Annotated in this window: 13 protein-coding genes and 5 tRNA genes; 17 read left to right on the top strand and 1 reads right to left on the bottom strand. The window is 40.0% G+C overall.

From position 1 onward, the window contains the following. The first annotated feature begins 27 nt into the window (after nucleotides 1-27). Together EO114_RS01405 and EO114_RS01400 are read left to right on the top strand one after the other, a co-directional pair. Nucleotides 28-2,271, top strand: a complete 2,244-nt coding sequence (locus tag EO114_RS01405) for an autotransporter outer membrane beta-barrel domain-containing protein (protein WP_127061109.1) — start codon at nucleotides 28-30, stop codon at nucleotides 2,269-2,271. Nucleotides 2,272-2,338: 67 nt separating this feature from the next. Further along, complete coding sequence (locus EO114_RS01400) at nucleotides 2,339-2,800, top strand: low molecular weight protein-tyrosine-phosphatase (protein ID WP_009353146.1); 462 nt, start codon at nucleotides 2,339-2,341, stop codon at nucleotides 2,798-2,800. A 151-nt stretch (nucleotides 2,801-2,951) separates the two neighbouring features. Here EO114_RS01400 and EO114_RS01395 read toward each other — a convergent pair. Beyond that, nucleotides 2,952-3,026, bottom strand: a tRNA-Arg gene (locus EO114_RS01395). A gap of 178 nt (nucleotides 3,027-3,204) precedes the next feature. Between EO114_RS01395 and EO114_RS01390 the strand changes: the two genes are divergently transcribed. The 15 genes from EO114_RS01390 to EO114_RS01320 all read left to right on the top strand — a co-directional run bounded on the left by EO114_RS01390 (nucleotide 3,205) and on the right by EO114_RS01320 (nucleotide 16,205). Then, a complete protein-coding gene (locus tag EO114_RS01390; RefSeq protein WP_062401790.1) occupies nucleotides 3,205-4,746 on the top strand; it encodes a DEAD/DEAH box helicase in 1,542 nt (513 codons plus the stop codon). Between the two features lie 133 nt (nucleotides 4,747-4,879). Continuing rightward, nucleotides 4,880-5,299 carry a Fur family transcriptional regulator gene (locus EO114_RS01385; protein WP_009353504.1) on the top strand — a complete coding sequence of 140 codons (420 nt, stop codon included), beginning with the start codon at nucleotides 4,880-4,882 and terminating at the stop codon, nucleotides 5,297-5,299. A 134-nt stretch (nucleotides 5,300-5,433) separates the two neighbouring features. After that, the gene (locus EO114_RS01380; RefSeq protein WP_127061107.1) at nucleotides 5,434-6,279 is read left to right on the top strand and encodes a deoxyribonuclease IV; all 846 of its coding nucleotides are present in this window, start codon (nucleotides 5,434-5,436) and stop codon (nucleotides 6,277-6,279) included. Nucleotides 6,280-6,281: 2 nt separating this feature from the next. Further along, complete coding sequence (locus EO114_RS01375; RefSeq protein ID WP_127061105.1) at nucleotides 6,282-7,640, top strand: exonuclease SbcCD subunit D; 1,359 nt, start codon at nucleotides 6,282-6,284, stop codon at nucleotides 7,638-7,640. Further along, complete coding sequence (locus EO114_RS01370; protein WP_127061103.1) at nucleotides 7,637-10,801, top strand: AAA family ATPase; 3,165 nt, start codon at nucleotides 7,637-7,639, stop codon at nucleotides 10,799-10,801. The genes EO114_RS01375 and EO114_RS01370 overlap by 4 nt, the downstream gene beginning before the upstream one ends. Nucleotides 10,802-10,864: 63 nt before the next feature. Next, the gene (locus tag EO114_RS01365; RefSeq protein WP_009353501.1) at nucleotides 10,865-11,239 is read left to right on the top strand and encodes a VOC family protein; all 375 of its coding nucleotides are present in this window, start codon (nucleotides 10,865-10,867) and stop codon (nucleotides 11,237-11,239) included. Nucleotide 11,240: 1 nt separating this feature from the next. Continuing rightward, a complete protein-coding gene (locus EO114_RS01360) occupies nucleotides 11,241-11,942 on the top strand; it encodes a ThiF family adenylyltransferase (protein WP_127010799.1) in 702 nt (233 codons plus the stop codon). Beyond that, nucleotides 11,942-12,373 (top strand): peptidylprolyl isomerase, encoded by a 432-nt coding sequence (locus EO114_RS01355; protein WP_009353500.1) that lies wholly within the window; start codon nucleotides 11,942-11,944, stop codon nucleotides 12,371-12,373. The genes EO114_RS01360 and EO114_RS01355 overlap by 1 nt, the downstream gene beginning before the upstream one ends. Then, complete coding sequence (locus EO114_RS01350; RefSeq protein WP_127061101.1) at nucleotides 12,373-13,017, top strand: hypothetical protein; 645 nt, start codon at nucleotides 12,373-12,375, stop codon at nucleotides 13,015-13,017. Before EO114_RS01355 ends, EO114_RS01350 begins: the two co-directional genes overlap by 1 nt. 3 nt (nucleotides 13,018-13,020) lie before the next feature. Then, nucleotides 13,021-13,869 (top strand): polyamine aminopropyltransferase, encoded by an 849-nt coding sequence (speE, locus tag EO114_RS01345; RefSeq protein WP_009353503.1) that lies wholly within the window; start codon nucleotides 13,021-13,023, stop codon nucleotides 13,867-13,869. Between the two features lie 333 nt (nucleotides 13,870-14,202). Then, nucleotides 14,203-15,528, top strand: a complete 1,326-nt coding sequence (locus tag EO114_RS01340; RefSeq protein WP_127061099.1) for an FAD-containing oxidoreductase — start codon at nucleotides 14,203-14,205, stop codon at nucleotides 15,526-15,528. A gap of 353 nt (nucleotides 15,529-15,881) precedes the next feature. Then, nucleotides 15,882-15,957: transfer RNA gene (locus EO114_RS01335), tRNA-His, on the top strand. A gap of 6 nt (nucleotides 15,958-15,963) precedes the next feature. Further along, nucleotides 15,964-16,038, top strand: a tRNA-Gln gene (locus tag EO114_RS01330). A 6-nt stretch (nucleotides 16,039-16,044) separates the two neighbouring features. Further along, a tRNA-Lys gene (locus EO114_RS01325) sits at nucleotides 16,045-16,120 on the top strand. 10 nt (nucleotides 16,121-16,130) lie between these two features. Continuing rightward, nucleotides 16,131-16,205: transfer RNA gene (locus tag EO114_RS01320), tRNA-Glu, on the top strand. The last annotated feature ends 2 nt before the right edge of the window (nucleotides 16,206-16,207 follow it).

Raw genomic sequence — 16,207 nt, 5'->3', positions numbered from 1 at the left:
TATCTATTGTTGATTGTGGAGGTTCTTATGAAGATTACACGTCATGTATCAGTCGTAATGGCTGCATTAGTAGTAACAGGAATGTCTTATTCCGTAATGGCTACAGATATTACTAAGTATAGTGATAAAGCAGAAAACTTAATTGGTTTATCGTTGGGCGATCAAAAGCAAACGGAACCTGGGGTTAAGCATATAGAAGACACGTTAACCGTAAATGTACATGGTAAAAGCTTGATGGACACAGGTAAATCTAAAAATGTAACAGGGATTTATACTGTATTTGGATCGGAATTGACCATAGATAAAGATCTCATTGTACGATTAAAAAATGATGCACCAGCAGATAAAAAAGATTTGGGGCATTATTATATGAGTGCTGTCTATGCTGGTCTCGGTGGTAAGGTGCCACATCATAATCCTAATCCTGACAGAGACTATGGTGATAGCAATATTCATGTGAAAGGCAATGTAGATATTGATGCTGTGGGAGTAGGATTGCAAGCGAATCACCGGGGCCATATTATCGTTGATGGCGGTGGTCGTATTATAACGTATCCTCTTAAAACGTCAGACACCTATTCTGTTGTGGCAGAAGAGGGTGATGTATATGTGAATGCAGGTGTCGATGGTAAACACCCAGGTACGAAGGATTTAGTAGCTGTTGGTAATGTAGGGTTAATTAATAAAGATTATGGTGAGAATCCAAATCTTAATGAAGCGCCAGCAAATATCGGACTAGCTTTTACAACCTCTAACTCGAGTCTTACGGGTGCTGTGTTAAATGAATATGCTGAAAGTAATAAAAATTCACATAATTCTGGTGCCGATATATATTTACAAAATGGTGCTACTTGGAATAATGAATGGATTGGTAAGGAACGACCTACACCAAGAAAACCACGTCCATCAGGAGATGATGCAGCATACTTATATAAAGGAAGTAAAGTTCGTAATCTTGTAGGTGGTACAAATCCAACTGCAGCAGGTATGATTCATCCTATCGATGCTCGTCCTATTACAATTCAAAACTATAGTGGTTTTGTAAATGCTGATTATAAAACAGGTGTGCCAGCCAGCGAAGCTGGCAATGGCCAAATTATTATCCAACATGCTGCTGATAATAGCCACATCATTGTACAAGGTGACAGTGTTAAAAATTTGACTGATGATGCAAGTTATCGTGCAGAAATGAGAGCGTTAGCCAATAAATTACAATATACGGGAAATGATAAGAAACTAGCTGCCGCTGTTCAAGTTAATGAAGGTATTACAAGACCGGCTGCTATGGCTGAACTTGGTACAAATGCATTCGATGCACAAGGTAATCTTGTTGTTGCTGATACCGCGACGGTAACACATGCTAGTGAATCTTCCTTGGTAAGTGGTGCGAAATCTGCTCTCACATCTACAGCGATAGCTTGGCATAATACTACGAACGATTTACAACGTCGTTTAGGGGACCTTCGTTTGACTAATACGAACCAAGGGGTATGGGCTAAATATATCGGCGGCAAATCTAACATGACAAATGGTGCCGATACTCATATGACATATAATGGTGTACAAGTTGGTTATGATCATAAGGTATCCAATGGTTGGACTTTTGGTGGTGCTCTAGATTACAGTACGTCTAGCAACTCCTATGCCGTTGGCAACGGAGACAGCAAAATCGCTGGTATTGGGTTATATGGTACAAAACAACATGATGATGGACGTTACTTAGATATCATCGCTCGTGGAAGCCGCCTGTCCAATACTTACAAACTTCACTCACTAGGGGGACATCAATTGAATGGGGATTATCATACATTTGGTACCTCTTTAAGTGCTGAATATGGTAAACGCATTAAGAAAGAAAATGGTTTCTACATGGATCCTAGTGTAGAATTCATTGTAGGTCGTTTGAATGGCGTATCCTATGATGCTAATATTGTTAATGGTGGCTCTATGCATGTGAAAGCTGACGCTGTTAACTCTGCTGTAGGTCGATTGGGCCTTGGCATTGGTAGAGAAACTGAAACATCCAACATCTTTGCAAAACTCGCATTGGCTCATGAATTCTCTAGTAAGGTCAATACGACATATTCCGCGCCAGGTAATCCAACAGTACATACAGAACTTGATTTGAAAGATACATGGCTTGATGCTGAAATTGGAGGCTCCTGGAGCGTTCGTCCAAGCACATATGTATATGGTACATTTACTAAAAACTTTGGTGCTACTATAGACAATACATGGCGTATTGATGCGGGAGTACGACATAACTTCTAATTACATCTTGTACTAATAGTCCTTATAGCGTATGCTGTAAGGGCTATTAGTATTTAAGGAGGATAGTATGGTAAAAGTCTTATTCATCTGTCATGGTAACATTTGTCGCTCTACGATGGCAGAGTTTTATATGAAGCATATCGTTAACAAGGCGGGTTTAACTGATTCTATTTATATTGAGTCCGCAGCTACATCTCGTGAGGAGATAGGAAATGATACCCATTATGGAACTAAACAAAAATTAGATGAAATGGATATTCCTTATACTCGTCGCAAGGCCCGCCAAGTAACGATGGATGATTACCGTAACTTTGATTACCTCATCATCATGGATGAAAATAATGCAAGAAACTTGCGCCTCATTATTGATGATGACGTTGACCATAAGGTGTATAAGGCTATGATGTTTGTTGGAGAAAGTCGAGATGTAAAAGACCCTTGGTATACGGGAAATTTTGACGAAACCTATGACGATATAAGTCGTAGCTGTGATGCCCTATTAGAGTTGATCAAAGAACAATTATTATAAGTAAAAGTATAATGTAATAAGCCCCCAGTGTTATCTGAAGTAGATATAACATGGGGGTGGTACTTTTTATGAAAACTTAAATTGGGCTCAAAATTGGGCTCAAATGCAAAAAATGGACTCTCAACCAACGGTGAGAATCCAGTTATATCAATGGTGCGCCTAGCAGGAATCGAACCTGCGCACCCGGTTCCGGAGACCGGTGCTCTATCCCCTGAGCTATAGGCGCGTGTATACCGTTAAAGTATACCATGAAATAATGGTCAGTACAATAGGGAACCTCATGGTGAAGGATTGAAACATATAGTGCTCTATCATACTTTGATATACAAACCGATGCCCAGTGTGATATAATATACTAATTCGCATAATACATAACAAGATTTTAAAGGAGGACCCTTTCATATATGCAAATTAAATTTGAAGATTTACAAATTAGCGAACCCATTTTACGAGCTTTAAACGACATGGGATTTGAAGAACCAACACCGATTCAACGTGAAGCCATTCCAGCGGCGAAGTCCGGTCAAGACATGATTGGTCAAGCACAAACTGGTACTGGTAAAACAGCTGCCTTCGGTATCCCAGCGTTAGAGCAAGTGGATCCAACAATCCAAGATCCACAAGTATTGATTCTTTCACCCACACGCGAATTAGCAATTCAAGTGGCGGAAGAGTTAAATAAAATGGCGCAACATACTAACATTCAAGCCTTACCAATCTATGGTGGACAAGATATTGGACGTCAATTCCGTATGTTGAAAAAACATCCACAAGTGATTGTAGCGACACCTGGTCGTTTAATGGATCACATGGAGAGAAAATCTATTTCTTTTGACCATGTAAAAGTTGTCATTTTGGATGAAGCGGATGAAATGTTAAACATGGGCTTCGTAGATGATATCAATAAAATTTTGACAGCTGTTCCAAAAGAGCGTCAAACATTATTGTTCTCTGCTACAATGCCAAAAGCAATCCAAGAGTTGGCAGAAACATACTTAACAGAGCCAACATTAATCCGTATGAAACCAACACAAGTAACAATGGATTTAATCGAACAATATTATATCGAAGTACAAGATCGTCAAAAATTTGATGTATTGTGCCGTTTACTAGATATCCAAGCGCCAGAATTGGCTATCGTGTTCGGTCGTACAAAACGTCGTGTAGACGAAGTAACAGAAGCATTGAAAAAACGTGGTTACATGGCAGAAGGTATTCATGGTGACTTGTCTCAACAAAAACGTGACTCTGTGATTCGTCAATTCCGTGAAGGTACTATCGATATCTTAGTAGCTACAGACGTAGCGGCTCGTGGTTTAGATATTAGTGGCGTTACGCATGTGTATAATTACGATTTGCCACAAGATCCTGAAAGCTATGTACACCGTGTCGGTCGTACAGGTCGTGCTGGTAAAGCGGGCGTGGCAATGACATTCGTTATTCCACGTGAAATTGAGCATTTACATGCCATTGAACGTTTGACAAAACGCAAGATTGCTCGTCGTAAAGCTCCATCTTTGGGAGAAGTATTAGAAGGACAACAAAAAATTGCCGTAGAGAAATTGATTGCTTTAGCAGATAATCGTGAAGAATTAGCAAGCTATCGTTCTAGTGCAGAAGAATTATTGAATGATATCGATTCTGTTACATTATTAGCAGCTGCTTTGAAATTGTTGACAAAAGAGCCAGATACAACTCCTGTTAGCATTACAGAAGAAGCGCCACTTCGCATACGTCGTCGCCGTGACAGTGGACGTCGAGATGGCCGTCGCCGTGATGATCGTCGTAGAGATGGTCGCCGTCGTGATGATCGTCGTGACGGAGATAGAAGACGTTCCTCTCGCGATCGTAGTCAACGTTCCAATAGTGGAGAGCGCCGTTCTCGTGATGGACAAAAACAACAAAAGCATCAAGGTAGCGGTTTCAAGCCGTATTTTAAAGAATAATTTCGTTAAGTAACGATATTTAAAATTAAACAATTCTGATTATTGTTTGGGAATGAACTTTCTGATATAATATAGATAGAGTAATAGTATTTTAATCTCACAGTTAAGCTTCCAAGTGGAAAGGATGTGCTTTATGGATATTGCACAAAAATTGCGAGAAGAAGGTTATAAAGTGACACCACAGCGTATTGCCATTTATAATGTTCTTTACGCAGAAAACAACCATCCCACTGCGGAAATGATCTACCAAAGTTTGCGGGAAGACCATCCAAGTATGAGCTTGGCGACTGTATATAAAACGATGGAGATTTTTGAACGCATTGGTTTAGTTCGCGTCTTAGACTTGGGCGATGATTGTAGCCGTTATGACTGGGATACAAGAAATCATCCGCATGTACGCTGTACAATGTGTAATCGTATTAATGATTTACATGATGTACAAGTAAACTGTCTAAGAGAAGAAGTGGCGCGCCACAGTGAATATGAAATTACAGGACTTCATGTGTCTTTTGAAGGCATTTGTCCAGAATGTTTGCGTAAAAGCTCACATTAATTAGTCATGTAAAAGAAATAGAGGATAATTGCTTATATAAACAATTGTCCTCTATTTTTATGCCTGTAAAGAGATAGTCATAACATGATATACTTACAAGTAAGATAGTGAATCATCAAGAGAAGGAGTTATATATGAGTCAATTAAAAATCGGATGTCATTTATCCATCAGCAAAGGCTATTTACATATGGGAAAGGAAGCATTATCCATTGGTGCCAATACATTTCAATATTTTACGAGAAATCCACGTGGCGGCAAGGCACGTGCCTTTGATGAAGCAGATATGAAAGCCTTAGATGTGTTCCTGAAAGAACATCAATTTGGCAAATTGCTAGGCCATGCACCGTATACATTGAATGCATGTGCAGCGGATCCAGGCTTGCGTGAGTTTGCGAAAAACTCTATGAGAGAAGATTTGGAGCGACTGGAATATTTACCAGGCCATTTATATAACTTTCACCCTGGTAGCCATGTGAAACAAGGCGTAGACCAAGGCATCGAATACATCGTAGATATGTTGAATGAAGTGATTTTTCCAGGTATGAAGACGACAGTTTTATTAGAAGCTATGGCGGGAAAAGGAACAGAAGTAGGTCGTAATTTTGAAGAACTAGCGCGCATCATTGACGGCGTGAAATATAAAGAATATATCGGAGTTTGTGTAGATACGTGCCATATCCACGAAGGTGGTTACGACATCATTGAAAATTTAGATGGCGTTTTGGAGGAGTTTGACCATTTTGTAGGCTTAGACAGAATCCATGCGGTGCATTTGAACGATTCCAAAAATCCTAGGGGAGCCCATAAAGATCGGCATGAAAAAATTGGGGAAGGCCATATTGGCATTGAGGCCATTGCTAATTTCATTACCCATCCAAAATTACGTCATTTACCATTTTATCTAGAAACGCCAAATGAACTAGATGGATATGCGAAAGAAATTTCTATCTTACGGGAGATTTACGCAAACGAGGTGTAAGTATGCGCATACTACATACAGCAGACTGGCATTTAGGACGACTATTTTATAACGAACATTTAACAACGGACCAAGCCTATGTATTGGATCATCAATTTTTCCCTTTACTGAAAGAAGAACAGATTGATCTGGTGGTCCTCAGTGGGGACGTCTTTGATCGCTCAGTGCCACCTATTGAGGCCATTGAATTATGGGATTCCGTGCTCCATCGATTGGCTTTTAGCGAGAATATTCCTTTGGTGGCCATTTCAGGTAATCACGATAGTGGACCACGCTTAGCGATGGGTCACAGTGCTTGGGAAACTCATGGTATCCATTTGTTAGGCCATGCTCACCAAGGGATAAATCCCATCTCTTTCCAAGATGCGTATGGTCAACTCGATGTATGGGCATTGCCCTACGGAGAGGTGCGTGATATGCAAAGTGCTCTGAATCGGCAAGGTGTTGGAAATGAAAAGATAGAAATAACAGAGCATATCGAATCTGTTAAGGCATCTAAAAAACATAGAACGCAATGCGAATCGGCAGATTTATTTGCCTCTTTAAGTAATGAAGATATTGTAAATTTAGACAACTCTTCGTATAAAGGTAATGATGAGATTTCTGTTGTCGGTACTGCGGAATGTGCGTTAGGTGTTGATACAAATAAATATAATTGGACTATCGCAGATGCCTATGAACATTGGTCATATTATGCGAAGCGTTGCTCTAAAGGACACCGCAGTCTTTGTATGGCTCATGCTTTTGTGGCAGGTGGTGCTGAAAGTGAGTCGGAACGGCCTCTGTTAGTAGGAGGTTCTGGGCAAGTTCCAACAACGGTATTCAAAGATTTTACATATACTGCCTTAGGTCACTTGCATAGACCACAACGGATTGGGGTGGACCATATTCGCTACAGTGGATCTTTGTTGACCTATTCCTTTGACGAGGTAGGGTATAGTAAAAGTTTCACTATTGTTGATATAGACGGCAAAGGAGCTACAACAATCAGTGAGATTCCTATTGTAGGACGCCGCCAATTTGTGAGCCTGACGGGATATTTTGACGATTTGCTAGCAGATGAAAGTCTTCATACACGGCATCATAATGATTATGTGGAAGTACGATTGTTAGATACGGCACCTGTAGTGGACGGAATGCGCCGCTTGCGAAAGGTATTTCCATATTGTATGCGATTAGAATTAGTAGGTCGTATGGAAGTGGTGCGAGATACAACAGGTGCTAAACGATTCAAGGAATTAAATGAGAAAGATTTATTTGCCCAATTTGCTAAGGAAGCTCGTAATGAAGAACTTTCACAGAAAGAATTAGAGTATATGGAAGGTTTGTGGCATCGTGTATTAAGGGAGGAAGAAACATGAGACCCTTACGATTAGAAATGACTGCCTTTGGCCCGTATCCTAAGAAAGTAATCCTTGATTTTGCCGTATTGGCAAATCAATCCATGTTTTTGATTACAGGTCCTACAGGGGCAGGAAAAACAAGTATATTAGATGCCATTGTATATGCCCTATATGGTCAAACCAGTGGTGGCCTTCGTGATGGTTCAGATATGCGTAGCGATTATGCAGATGCTACTACACCTACATCAGTGGTGTTTGAGTTTCAAGTAGGTGATCATCGATATAGGATGGAGCGAACTCCAAAACAAGAATTACAGAAAAAACGAGGCACTGGTACAAGAACGGTATTAGCAACTGCTTCTATCAGTGAATGGATTGATGAAGAATGGAAATTACTCGCTACAAAAGCCCAAGAAATTCGTGACTATGTACAACAGATCATTGGATTTCGTGTAGATCAATTTTTGCAAGTTGTCCTATTACCGCAAGGTGATTTTAGAAAATTGTTAGTAGCCCCCACATCAGAACGGGAAGTATTGCTACATACGATTTTTAAAACCTCTGTGTATAAACGCATGCAAGATGTATTGAAGGAAGAATTGACTAAATCTACCGTAGGGATTCAAGATACATTGCAAAAGGTTGAGTTTTTATTGAATACTTACACAGTAGATACGTTACAGGACTTAGTGGCATTGACGGAAGAAGAACGTGCTGTATTAGGGATTCGTGAAAAAGAACGTAAGGAGAAACAGGAGCAGTGCGATGTTTTGCAAACAGCCTATGCTAAGTACGAAACCTATGCCAACCTAGTATCGCGCAAAGATCAATACAGTCAAGCCTTGGCTACTCATCAAGAAGGAGAGTCGGCGCATCTTGCATTAGGGGAGGCTATTAGCCGTTGGGAACGGTTGCAAGAAGTTCGGAGGTCTATGAAAGACTATGAGAAATTGCAAGATATTTTCAGAACGGACAAAGAAAAATTAGAAGCCTTGAAAACATCGTTGCAGTCCGTGGAAGGAAATTTACAAACCTTAGAGTCTAAGTGGAAACAGCTAATAGCTCAAGAGGAAACGTATGCAAAGCAACAAGAGCAATACCACCAATTACAGGCCTTGCAACAAGAGGTGGAGCGGTATGGCGAACTTGTGATAAAAAGGACTGATATAGAGGCTTCGAAAGCACAGCAAGTGGAGCAACAACAGGCTCTACAACAGGAGATAACTACAAGTCAGGCAGAGCTGGAGTTGCATCGTAAAACATTAGAAGGTATACAGATAGAGTTACAAAATTATGCTTCCTTAGGTGAGGAAAAATTATGTACCAGTGAACTGCGGAGTTGGTGGGATTCCTTAAAGGGGGTTGTTAACAAACTCCAAACTGCTTGGGATGCTAGAAATCTTCATAGTCAACAGTTGGAGGAAGAACGACAGGTCTGCAAGACGCGTGAAGGTCTATATCATCATAATGAGCAATTATTACGACAATACCAAGCCTATGAAGTGAGTTTGCAAGTGGAAGTTGATTCGCCGTGTCCTGTTTGTGGTTCCTTAGAACATCCACAACTAGCACAAGCCCCGTCGGAAGACATTGTTAGAGAAACGGTAGATAGATTCCGCAGAGAGTTCCAAGCTAGTCAAACACAGGTGGCAACGATAGAAACCAAGCTAAGCCACAGTGAAGAAGAAGTAGAACGATATAGTAAAGAATGGAATCGTTTATGTGAAAGCTATCCAAATGTAACAGAAGGTGTGCAAAGAAAAGCTATTATTCACTTGGGGAATATGTTGGAATCGGCTATACAAGTCAAGGACATAGATAGGGTAGCTGAACGCCTCCAATGGTGGAAGGCATCTGCAGATATAGAAACCATAGACCAAGCGTTTAAAACGATACAAAATGAGTTAGTTGTTGCTGAAACCACTAAAGTAGAATTGGAAGAAAGATTAGAAACATTACATAAGGCAATACAAGTAGAAGAAGCTAACTTTCATACAAAACAACTGGAATTGACTACTTTAGCTGGTCAGATAGAGACGATTAAACAAGATGTTCACCACATGACAACAGAAATGCATCGTATTGAAAAGAGTATAGCTCCTTTTACGGTGGAAACGTATACGGCTGAGGTGAAAGATCTCGCAGATTCTCTGAAACGGTATGAAGCGGACCGTAAAGAGGTAGAAGCCGCGCGTCAAGCTAGCCAAGAACAAAAGGTGGCGCTCATCACAGAAATAGGGACTATTAAAGAACAACAGGATCGCATGGCGCAGGATATAGAATTCTTGGATAAGGAAATCGAGCAAGTGTTAGCAGCGGAATCTCTTACCATTGATGCATTTAAACAGGAATCTCATGCATTTGATAAATTGCCAGCATGGAAAGAAACCTTTAGTGTCTATAACAACGAAACATTGCGACTAAGCTCTCTGTTAGAAGAAGTGCAAAGTGATTTAGCCCACTATACTACAGTGCCAGAGGAAATAGCCAAGGGTGCTGTGGAAACAATAGAACAGGAATTAAAAGAATTGGGGGAAACTATTGGTACCCTGAAATCTCAAGTTCTAGCTAAAGAAAAGACAATACAAGAAATTACTGGGTTGGAAGAGTCCACTAAAGTATTGTCAGATCGTCGAGCCTTTATCTTCGGCTTAGCCGATTTAGCCAATGGCGGTGATTCAGGTATAAAAGGGGTCAGCTTTGAACGCTATGTACTAGGTGCTATCCTGGAAGAAGTGTTAAGTGCAGGGAACTTACGACTTCATGATATGAGTCGTGGTCGCTATCGATTGGAAAGATCGATAGAAGAAGGAGGTCGCGGCGCACGGGGGTTGGATATTGCTGTCTTTGATGCCTATACAGGGGCAAGCCGCCCTGCCAATACGTTGTCTGGAGGAGAAACCTTTTTAGCGTCCTTAGGTTTAGCTATGGGATTGGCGGATGTCATTCAATCTTATGCGGGAGGTATTCATTTGGATACCATGTTTATTGATGAAGGGTTTGGAACTTTGGATCCAGATACCTTAGATGTGGCAATGGAAACACTAGTAGCATTGCAATCCCAAGGACGATTGGTAGGCATCATATCTCATGTGCCAGAATTACAACAACAAATTGGTGCACACTTGGTGGTGACAAAAACGGATGAGGGAAGCAGGGCCTACTTTCAAGTGCAGTGATTGTATTCCCGTAGTACCTATGTTAGAATAATACTGTTATTTACTAGGAATTAAGGAGGAAGTATGAAATTTAGCTTTGCTCATAATAATATTAACGTGAAAGATTTGGATACAAGTTTATCCTTTTATAAAGACGCATTAGGGTTAGAAGAAGTCGGTCATATCGATGGAGAAGATGGATCTTTTAAAATCGTCTATTTAGGGGATGGTACCAATCCGCATCGATTAGAATTGACATGGCTACGTGATTGGGAGCGTCCTTATAATTTAGGGGATAATGAATTCCATGTGGCATTTTATGTAGATGATTATGCAGGAGCGTTAGCAAAACATAAGGCTATGAACTGCGTTGTCTATGAGAATGAAGCAATGGGCATTTATTTTATTGCTGATCCAGATGGATATTGGACTGAAATTATCCCAGCAGGAGCCTATTAATATGGAACATATGTTAACGCGCTTACAATGGTTGGTAGGGGAAGAAAAAATTAAAACCCTACAAGGTAAAAAAGTCCTTCTTTTTGGATGCGGTGGTGTAGGCTCCTTTGCCCTAGAAGCGTTGGTTCGTTCTGGCGTAGGGCATATAATTATTGTCGATGGTGACAAAGTGACGGTGAGCAATATTAATCGTCAGCTTATTGCTTTGCCTAGCACGGTAGGTCAACGTAAAGTAGAGGTCGCAAAAGAGAGAGCCTTAGCAATCAATCCTAATCTACATATTGAGGCTTATGATATGGTATATACTGGTGAAAGTCATCCTACTTTCATTGCCGATATTAATCCGGATTTTGTCATTGATGCCATTGATATGGTAAGTGCTAAACTATCTATCATCGAAACGTGTTATAATAGAAATATACCTTGTATATCTTCTATGGGAACAGGAAATAAAATGTGGCCTGATCAATTGAAGATTACAGATATTAGTAAGACCCATACATGCCCATTGGCGAAAGTTATGCGTAAAGAATTGCGTCGTCGTGGCATTAAAAAGCAAACCGTATTATTCTCTACAGAACAACCGATGACACCGAACCGTGATGATGACTCTAGAAGTCCAGGTTCCTGTGGATTTGTTCCTTCTGTAGCAGGATTGCATTTAGCGGGTCATGTCATTAGAACTTTTTTGGAGGTACAGTAATGAAAAAAGCAATTATTCATATGGAATACGGTGACATTGTTATCGAATTATTTGAAAACGAAGCTCCTGGTACAGTAGCTAACTTTGAAAAATTAATCAAAGAAGGATTTTACGATACTTTGAAATTCCATCGTGTTATCCCTGGTTTTGTGGCTCAAGGTGGTTGCCCAATGGGTACAGGCGTAGGTGGCCCTGGTTACACAATTCCATGCGAAACTAAAGGTAACCCACATAAACATGTTCGTGGTGCTTTATCCATGGCACATCGTGGACCTAACACAGGGGGCAGCCAATTTTTTATCGTGTACGAACCACAACCTCATTTAGACGGCGTTCACACTGTGTTCGGTCAAGTTATCGAAGGTATGGATGTAGTAGATAAAATCCAACAAGGTGACCGCATGCAAACTGTTGAGGTAGTAGAAGACTAATGGCAGGCATTAAACGCTATCGGTTAGAACATCCTGAATGGTTACAAGTGAAAAAGGATGGGAATTTTTCCTATGGGTATGACCAAGAGTGGTACGAAGATGCGTGGAAACGCTTAGCTGGTTGTGGTCCTACAACGGCGACACAAGTGATTTCCTATGTCCTTTTCCGCGATGGATATTTACCTGTTGAGACTGTTGCAGACGGTGATCAAGCCTTGGAACGCATGAATCAAGTATGGGAATACGTGCGCCCTCGCTATGGTGGTGGACTCTATAAAAGTACTTGGTGGGAACAAGGTGTCAACCAATATATGGCAGATAACAACCTGTCTTATAATGTGAAACGATTGCCGATTTTTCCTCTGAAAGGAAGCGCTTATACGGTGGAAGAAGTAACGGCTTTCATACAACGTGGACTGGAACAAAATTGTCCTGTTGCTTTTTTAAATCGTCATCGTGGACAGGAAGAAGGGCTATCTACATGGCATTGGGTTCCTATCGTATCTATGCAAGTTAATTATGATGACACACGATGTGTTGTCTATGATGAAGGTATGGAACGAATTTTTTCACTACGCCGTTGGTTACGAGATAATTTACTGGGTGGAGCTTTTTTATACATCCAGTCACAATGTGAGGAGTAAGAAATGACACAATGGATTAAAGAATTACAGTCCCCTCATCTTGCATTATGCGCAGAAGTGGATGAAATTTTATATTCTGGAAAATCCGACTTTCAAACCATAGAAGTCGCTCATAGTTTAGAATATGGTAATATGCTTGTGTTGGATGGTGTGTTTCAAACGTCAGAACGAGAAGAATTTGTGTATCATGAAATGATGAGCCACATTCCGTTATTCTTGCACCCAAACCCTAAGCATGTATTGATCATTGGTGGCGGTGATGGTGGCGTGGCTAGAGAATGTGTACGCCATAGCTGTGTAGAAACAGTGACAATGGTAGAAATTGATGGTAAAGTAGTGGAATTGGCAAAACAATATTTGCCATCTATTGCTGACGCTATGATTCGCCAAGATCCAAAATTGACGGTAACCATTGGTGACGGTATTGGTCATGTAGCGGGAAAAGAAAATTTCTATGATGTGATTATCGTAGACTGCTCTGACCCAATCGGACCTGGTGAAGGTTTATTTACAGAAGAATTCTACAAAAATACATATCGTGCCTTGAAGGAAGATGGTTTATTTGTACAACAAACAGAATCTCCAGTAATGCATCAACAACTAGTATCTGATGTATTCTACTATGTAAATAAACATTTCCCTGTGACTCGCCTATATACAGCATTCATTCCGTTATATCCAACAGGTATGCATTGCTTTACTATGGGATCTAAGAAACATGACCCATTAGAATGGGATCCAAATCGTGCCCAAGATTTTACAACTAAATACTATAACTATGGCATCCAAAAATCTGCATTCGTATTGCCAACATTTGTAAAACAATATTTACAAGCTCGAATTGCAGAATAAACTCTTTACCTAGGAGTGCTATAGTGAGTGACGAACTAGCACTTTCCTTGTGAAAGTGCTAGTTTTGCGTATGGGTTATACAACCGAACAGGGCAAGTTCATAAATAATAGGTAAACGCATGATATTTTTATCAGTAAGTAGATATATTAAAATACAGTATCTAAGTGCAGCTAGTTAAAAAACTTGTTGAAACTATGGAGCTGGAAAAATATTTGTGATACATGGTATTGAAATTCCTAGTAAATAGGTATACAATAAAAACAATATTGTATTTACAATGAAACATATAATATATTTTTTATTCATGTGAATTAACAAAAGGGGAGACTATAATGAAACAATATGACTTACTCGTTATCGGCTTTGGTAAAGCAGGTAAAACATTAGCTGCCACATTTGGCAAAGAAGGAAAACAAGTCGCTTTAATTGAACAAGATCCAGCTATGTATGGTGGTACATGTATCAACATCGGATGTATCCCTACAAAAACGATGATTGTTGGTGCGGATAAAGGCAAAAGCTACGAAGCTGCAAAGGCAACTCGTGATACAGTAGTAGGAAAGTTAAATGCAAAGAACTTAAACATGTTAACATCCAATCCGAATGTAACCGTGTATACTGGTCATGGTAAATTTACTTCCAATAAAGAAGTAGAAGTAACAACAGCAGATGGCGTGGAAATATTGACAGCTGAAATTATCATCATCAATACAGGGGCTACTAATGTAGTACTTCCAATTTCAGGTCTATCTACATCTAAATTTGTATATAACAGTACTGAGTTGCAAGCGTTGCCTACATTGCCAAAACGATTAGGTATCATTGGCTGCGGTAACATTGGCATTGAATTCGCTAATTTATACGCACGTTTAGGTGCTGAAGTAACAGCTTTTGAAAGTGGGGACAGAATCTTAAAACGTGAAGATGCAGATGTAGCTGCGTTGGCACAACAATATTTAGAAGAAGATGGCGTTCGATTCCACTTTAACGCTGTCACCAAAGAAATTAAAAACGTAGGTGATACTGTAGTAGTAGTGACTGAGAGTGGAGAAGAGTTCGTTTTCGATGCGTTGTTACATGCTACAGGACGTAAAGCGAATACAGAAGGTCTTGGCTTAGAGAATACGGATATTCAAGTTCGTCCTAATGGCTCCATTGTAACAGACGATACATTAATGACGGCTGTTCCTAATGTATTTGCTGTAGGTGATGTGAACGGTGGACAACAATTTACCTATGTGTCTTTAGATGACTTCCGTATTGTAAATCGTGTGTTACATGGGGATGAAAGTTATAAGTTAGGGAATCGTGCACACGTGCCATATTCTACTTTCATTACACCTGCTTTATCCCATGTAGGTTTACATGAAGAAGAAGCGAAAGCACAATATCCAAGTGCTGTGACAGTGGTATTACCAGTAAATAATATGCCGCGTCATGCAGTAAACCAAGATCCACGCGGTGTATTTAAATTAACGGTTAACAAAGACACTGGTTTAATCCTAGGAGCTACCTTATTTGGTAAAAACTCTGAAGAGTTAATTAACATTATTAAAATGGCCATGGACAACGATATTAAGTATACATACTTACGTGACCAAATCTTTACACATCCTACAATGGCTGAAAACTTAAATGATTTAGCTAAATTAATTTAAGAAGAAAGATAGTACATACACAATAAGGTCAACTGATATGTGATGTAAACTATTAATAGAGATAATGATACCTTAAAAGAATATAGAGAATAGAGAAAGTTAGGAAACCCTTAACTTTCTCTATTTAGTTATAAAATGAAAAAAATGAAAAAAGGGGTTTACATGTAAAAAGTTTTTTGATATACTTTAAAAACATCAGCGATAGAGCAATAATTTTATTACTTTGTATCGAAGATGAGATATGATAGCAGTTAAAAAAGTTTTTTAAAAAGTGGTTGACACAAAAAAAATTAACTGATATACTAAATATCGTTCTAAGGCACGACAGTGCTAAACAGAATAAATATCCTGTGGTGGGTATGGTGAAGCGGTTAACACGGCGGATTGTGGCTCCGTTATGCATGGGTTCGATCCCCATTACTCACCCCACAACACAGGGGTGTAGCCAAGCGGTAAGGCATCGGACTTTGACTCCGACATGCGATGGTTCGATCCCATCCACCCCTGCCATTTTATGACCCACTAGCTCAGTTGGCAGAGCACCTGACTTTTAATCAGGGTGTCCCGCGTTCGAGTCGCGGGTGGGTCACCACTTACAACATGGCCCGTTGGTCAAGCGGTTAAGACACCGCCCTTTCACGGCGGTATCGGGGGTTCGATTCCCCCACGGGTCACCATA

It is taken from the genome of Veillonella sp. 3627, from assembly GCF_003992195.1.
Taxonomy (GTDB): Bacteria; Bacillota; Negativicutes; order Veillonellales; family Veillonellaceae; genus F0422.
Note: the sequence above shows the minus strand (reverse complement) of the source record. Positions and strands in the feature narration are given on the sequence as shown.

Coding starts and splice junctions, on each gene's coding strand:
- EO114_RS01405 (WP_127061109.1), top strand. CDS start 28: ATGAAGATTACACGTCATGTATCAGTCGTAATGGCTGCATTAGTAGTA.
- EO114_RS01400 (WP_009353146.1), top strand. CDS start 2,339: ATGGTAAAAGTCTTATTCATCTGTCATGGTAACATTTGTCGCTCTACG.
- EO114_RS01390 (WP_062401790.1), top strand. CDS start 3,205: ATGCAAATTAAATTTGAAGATTTACAAATTAGCGAACCCATTTTACGA.
- EO114_RS01385 (WP_009353504.1), top strand. CDS start 4,880: ATGGATATTGCACAAAAATTGCGAGAAGAAGGTTATAAAGTGACACCA.
- EO114_RS01380 (WP_127061107.1), top strand. CDS start 5,434: ATGAGTCAATTAAAAATCGGATGTCATTTATCCATCAGCAAAGGCTAT.
- EO114_RS01375 (WP_127061105.1), top strand. CDS start 6,282: ATGCGCATACTACATACAGCAGACTGGCATTTAGGACGACTATTTTAT.
- EO114_RS01370 (WP_127061103.1), top strand. CDS start 7,637: ATGAGACCCTTACGATTAGAAATGACTGCCTTTGGCCCGTATCCTAAG.
- EO114_RS01365 (WP_009353501.1), top strand. CDS start 10,865: ATGAAATTTAGCTTTGCTCATAATAATATTAACGTGAAAGATTTGGAT.
- EO114_RS01360 (WP_127010799.1), top strand. CDS start 11,241: ATGGAACATATGTTAACGCGCTTACAATGGTTGGTAGGGGAAGAAAAA.
- EO114_RS01355 (WP_009353500.1), top strand. CDS start 11,942: ATGAAAAAAGCAATTATTCATATGGAATACGGTGACATTGTTATCGAA.
- EO114_RS01350 (WP_127061101.1), top strand. CDS start 12,373: ATGGCAGGCATTAAACGCTATCGGTTAGAACATCCTGAATGGTTACAA.
- speE (WP_009353503.1), top strand. CDS start 13,021: ATGACACAATGGATTAAAGAATTACAGTCCCCTCATCTTGCATTATGC.
- EO114_RS01340 (WP_127061099.1), top strand. CDS start 14,203: ATGAAACAATATGACTTACTCGTTATCGGCTTTGGTAAAGCAGGTAAA.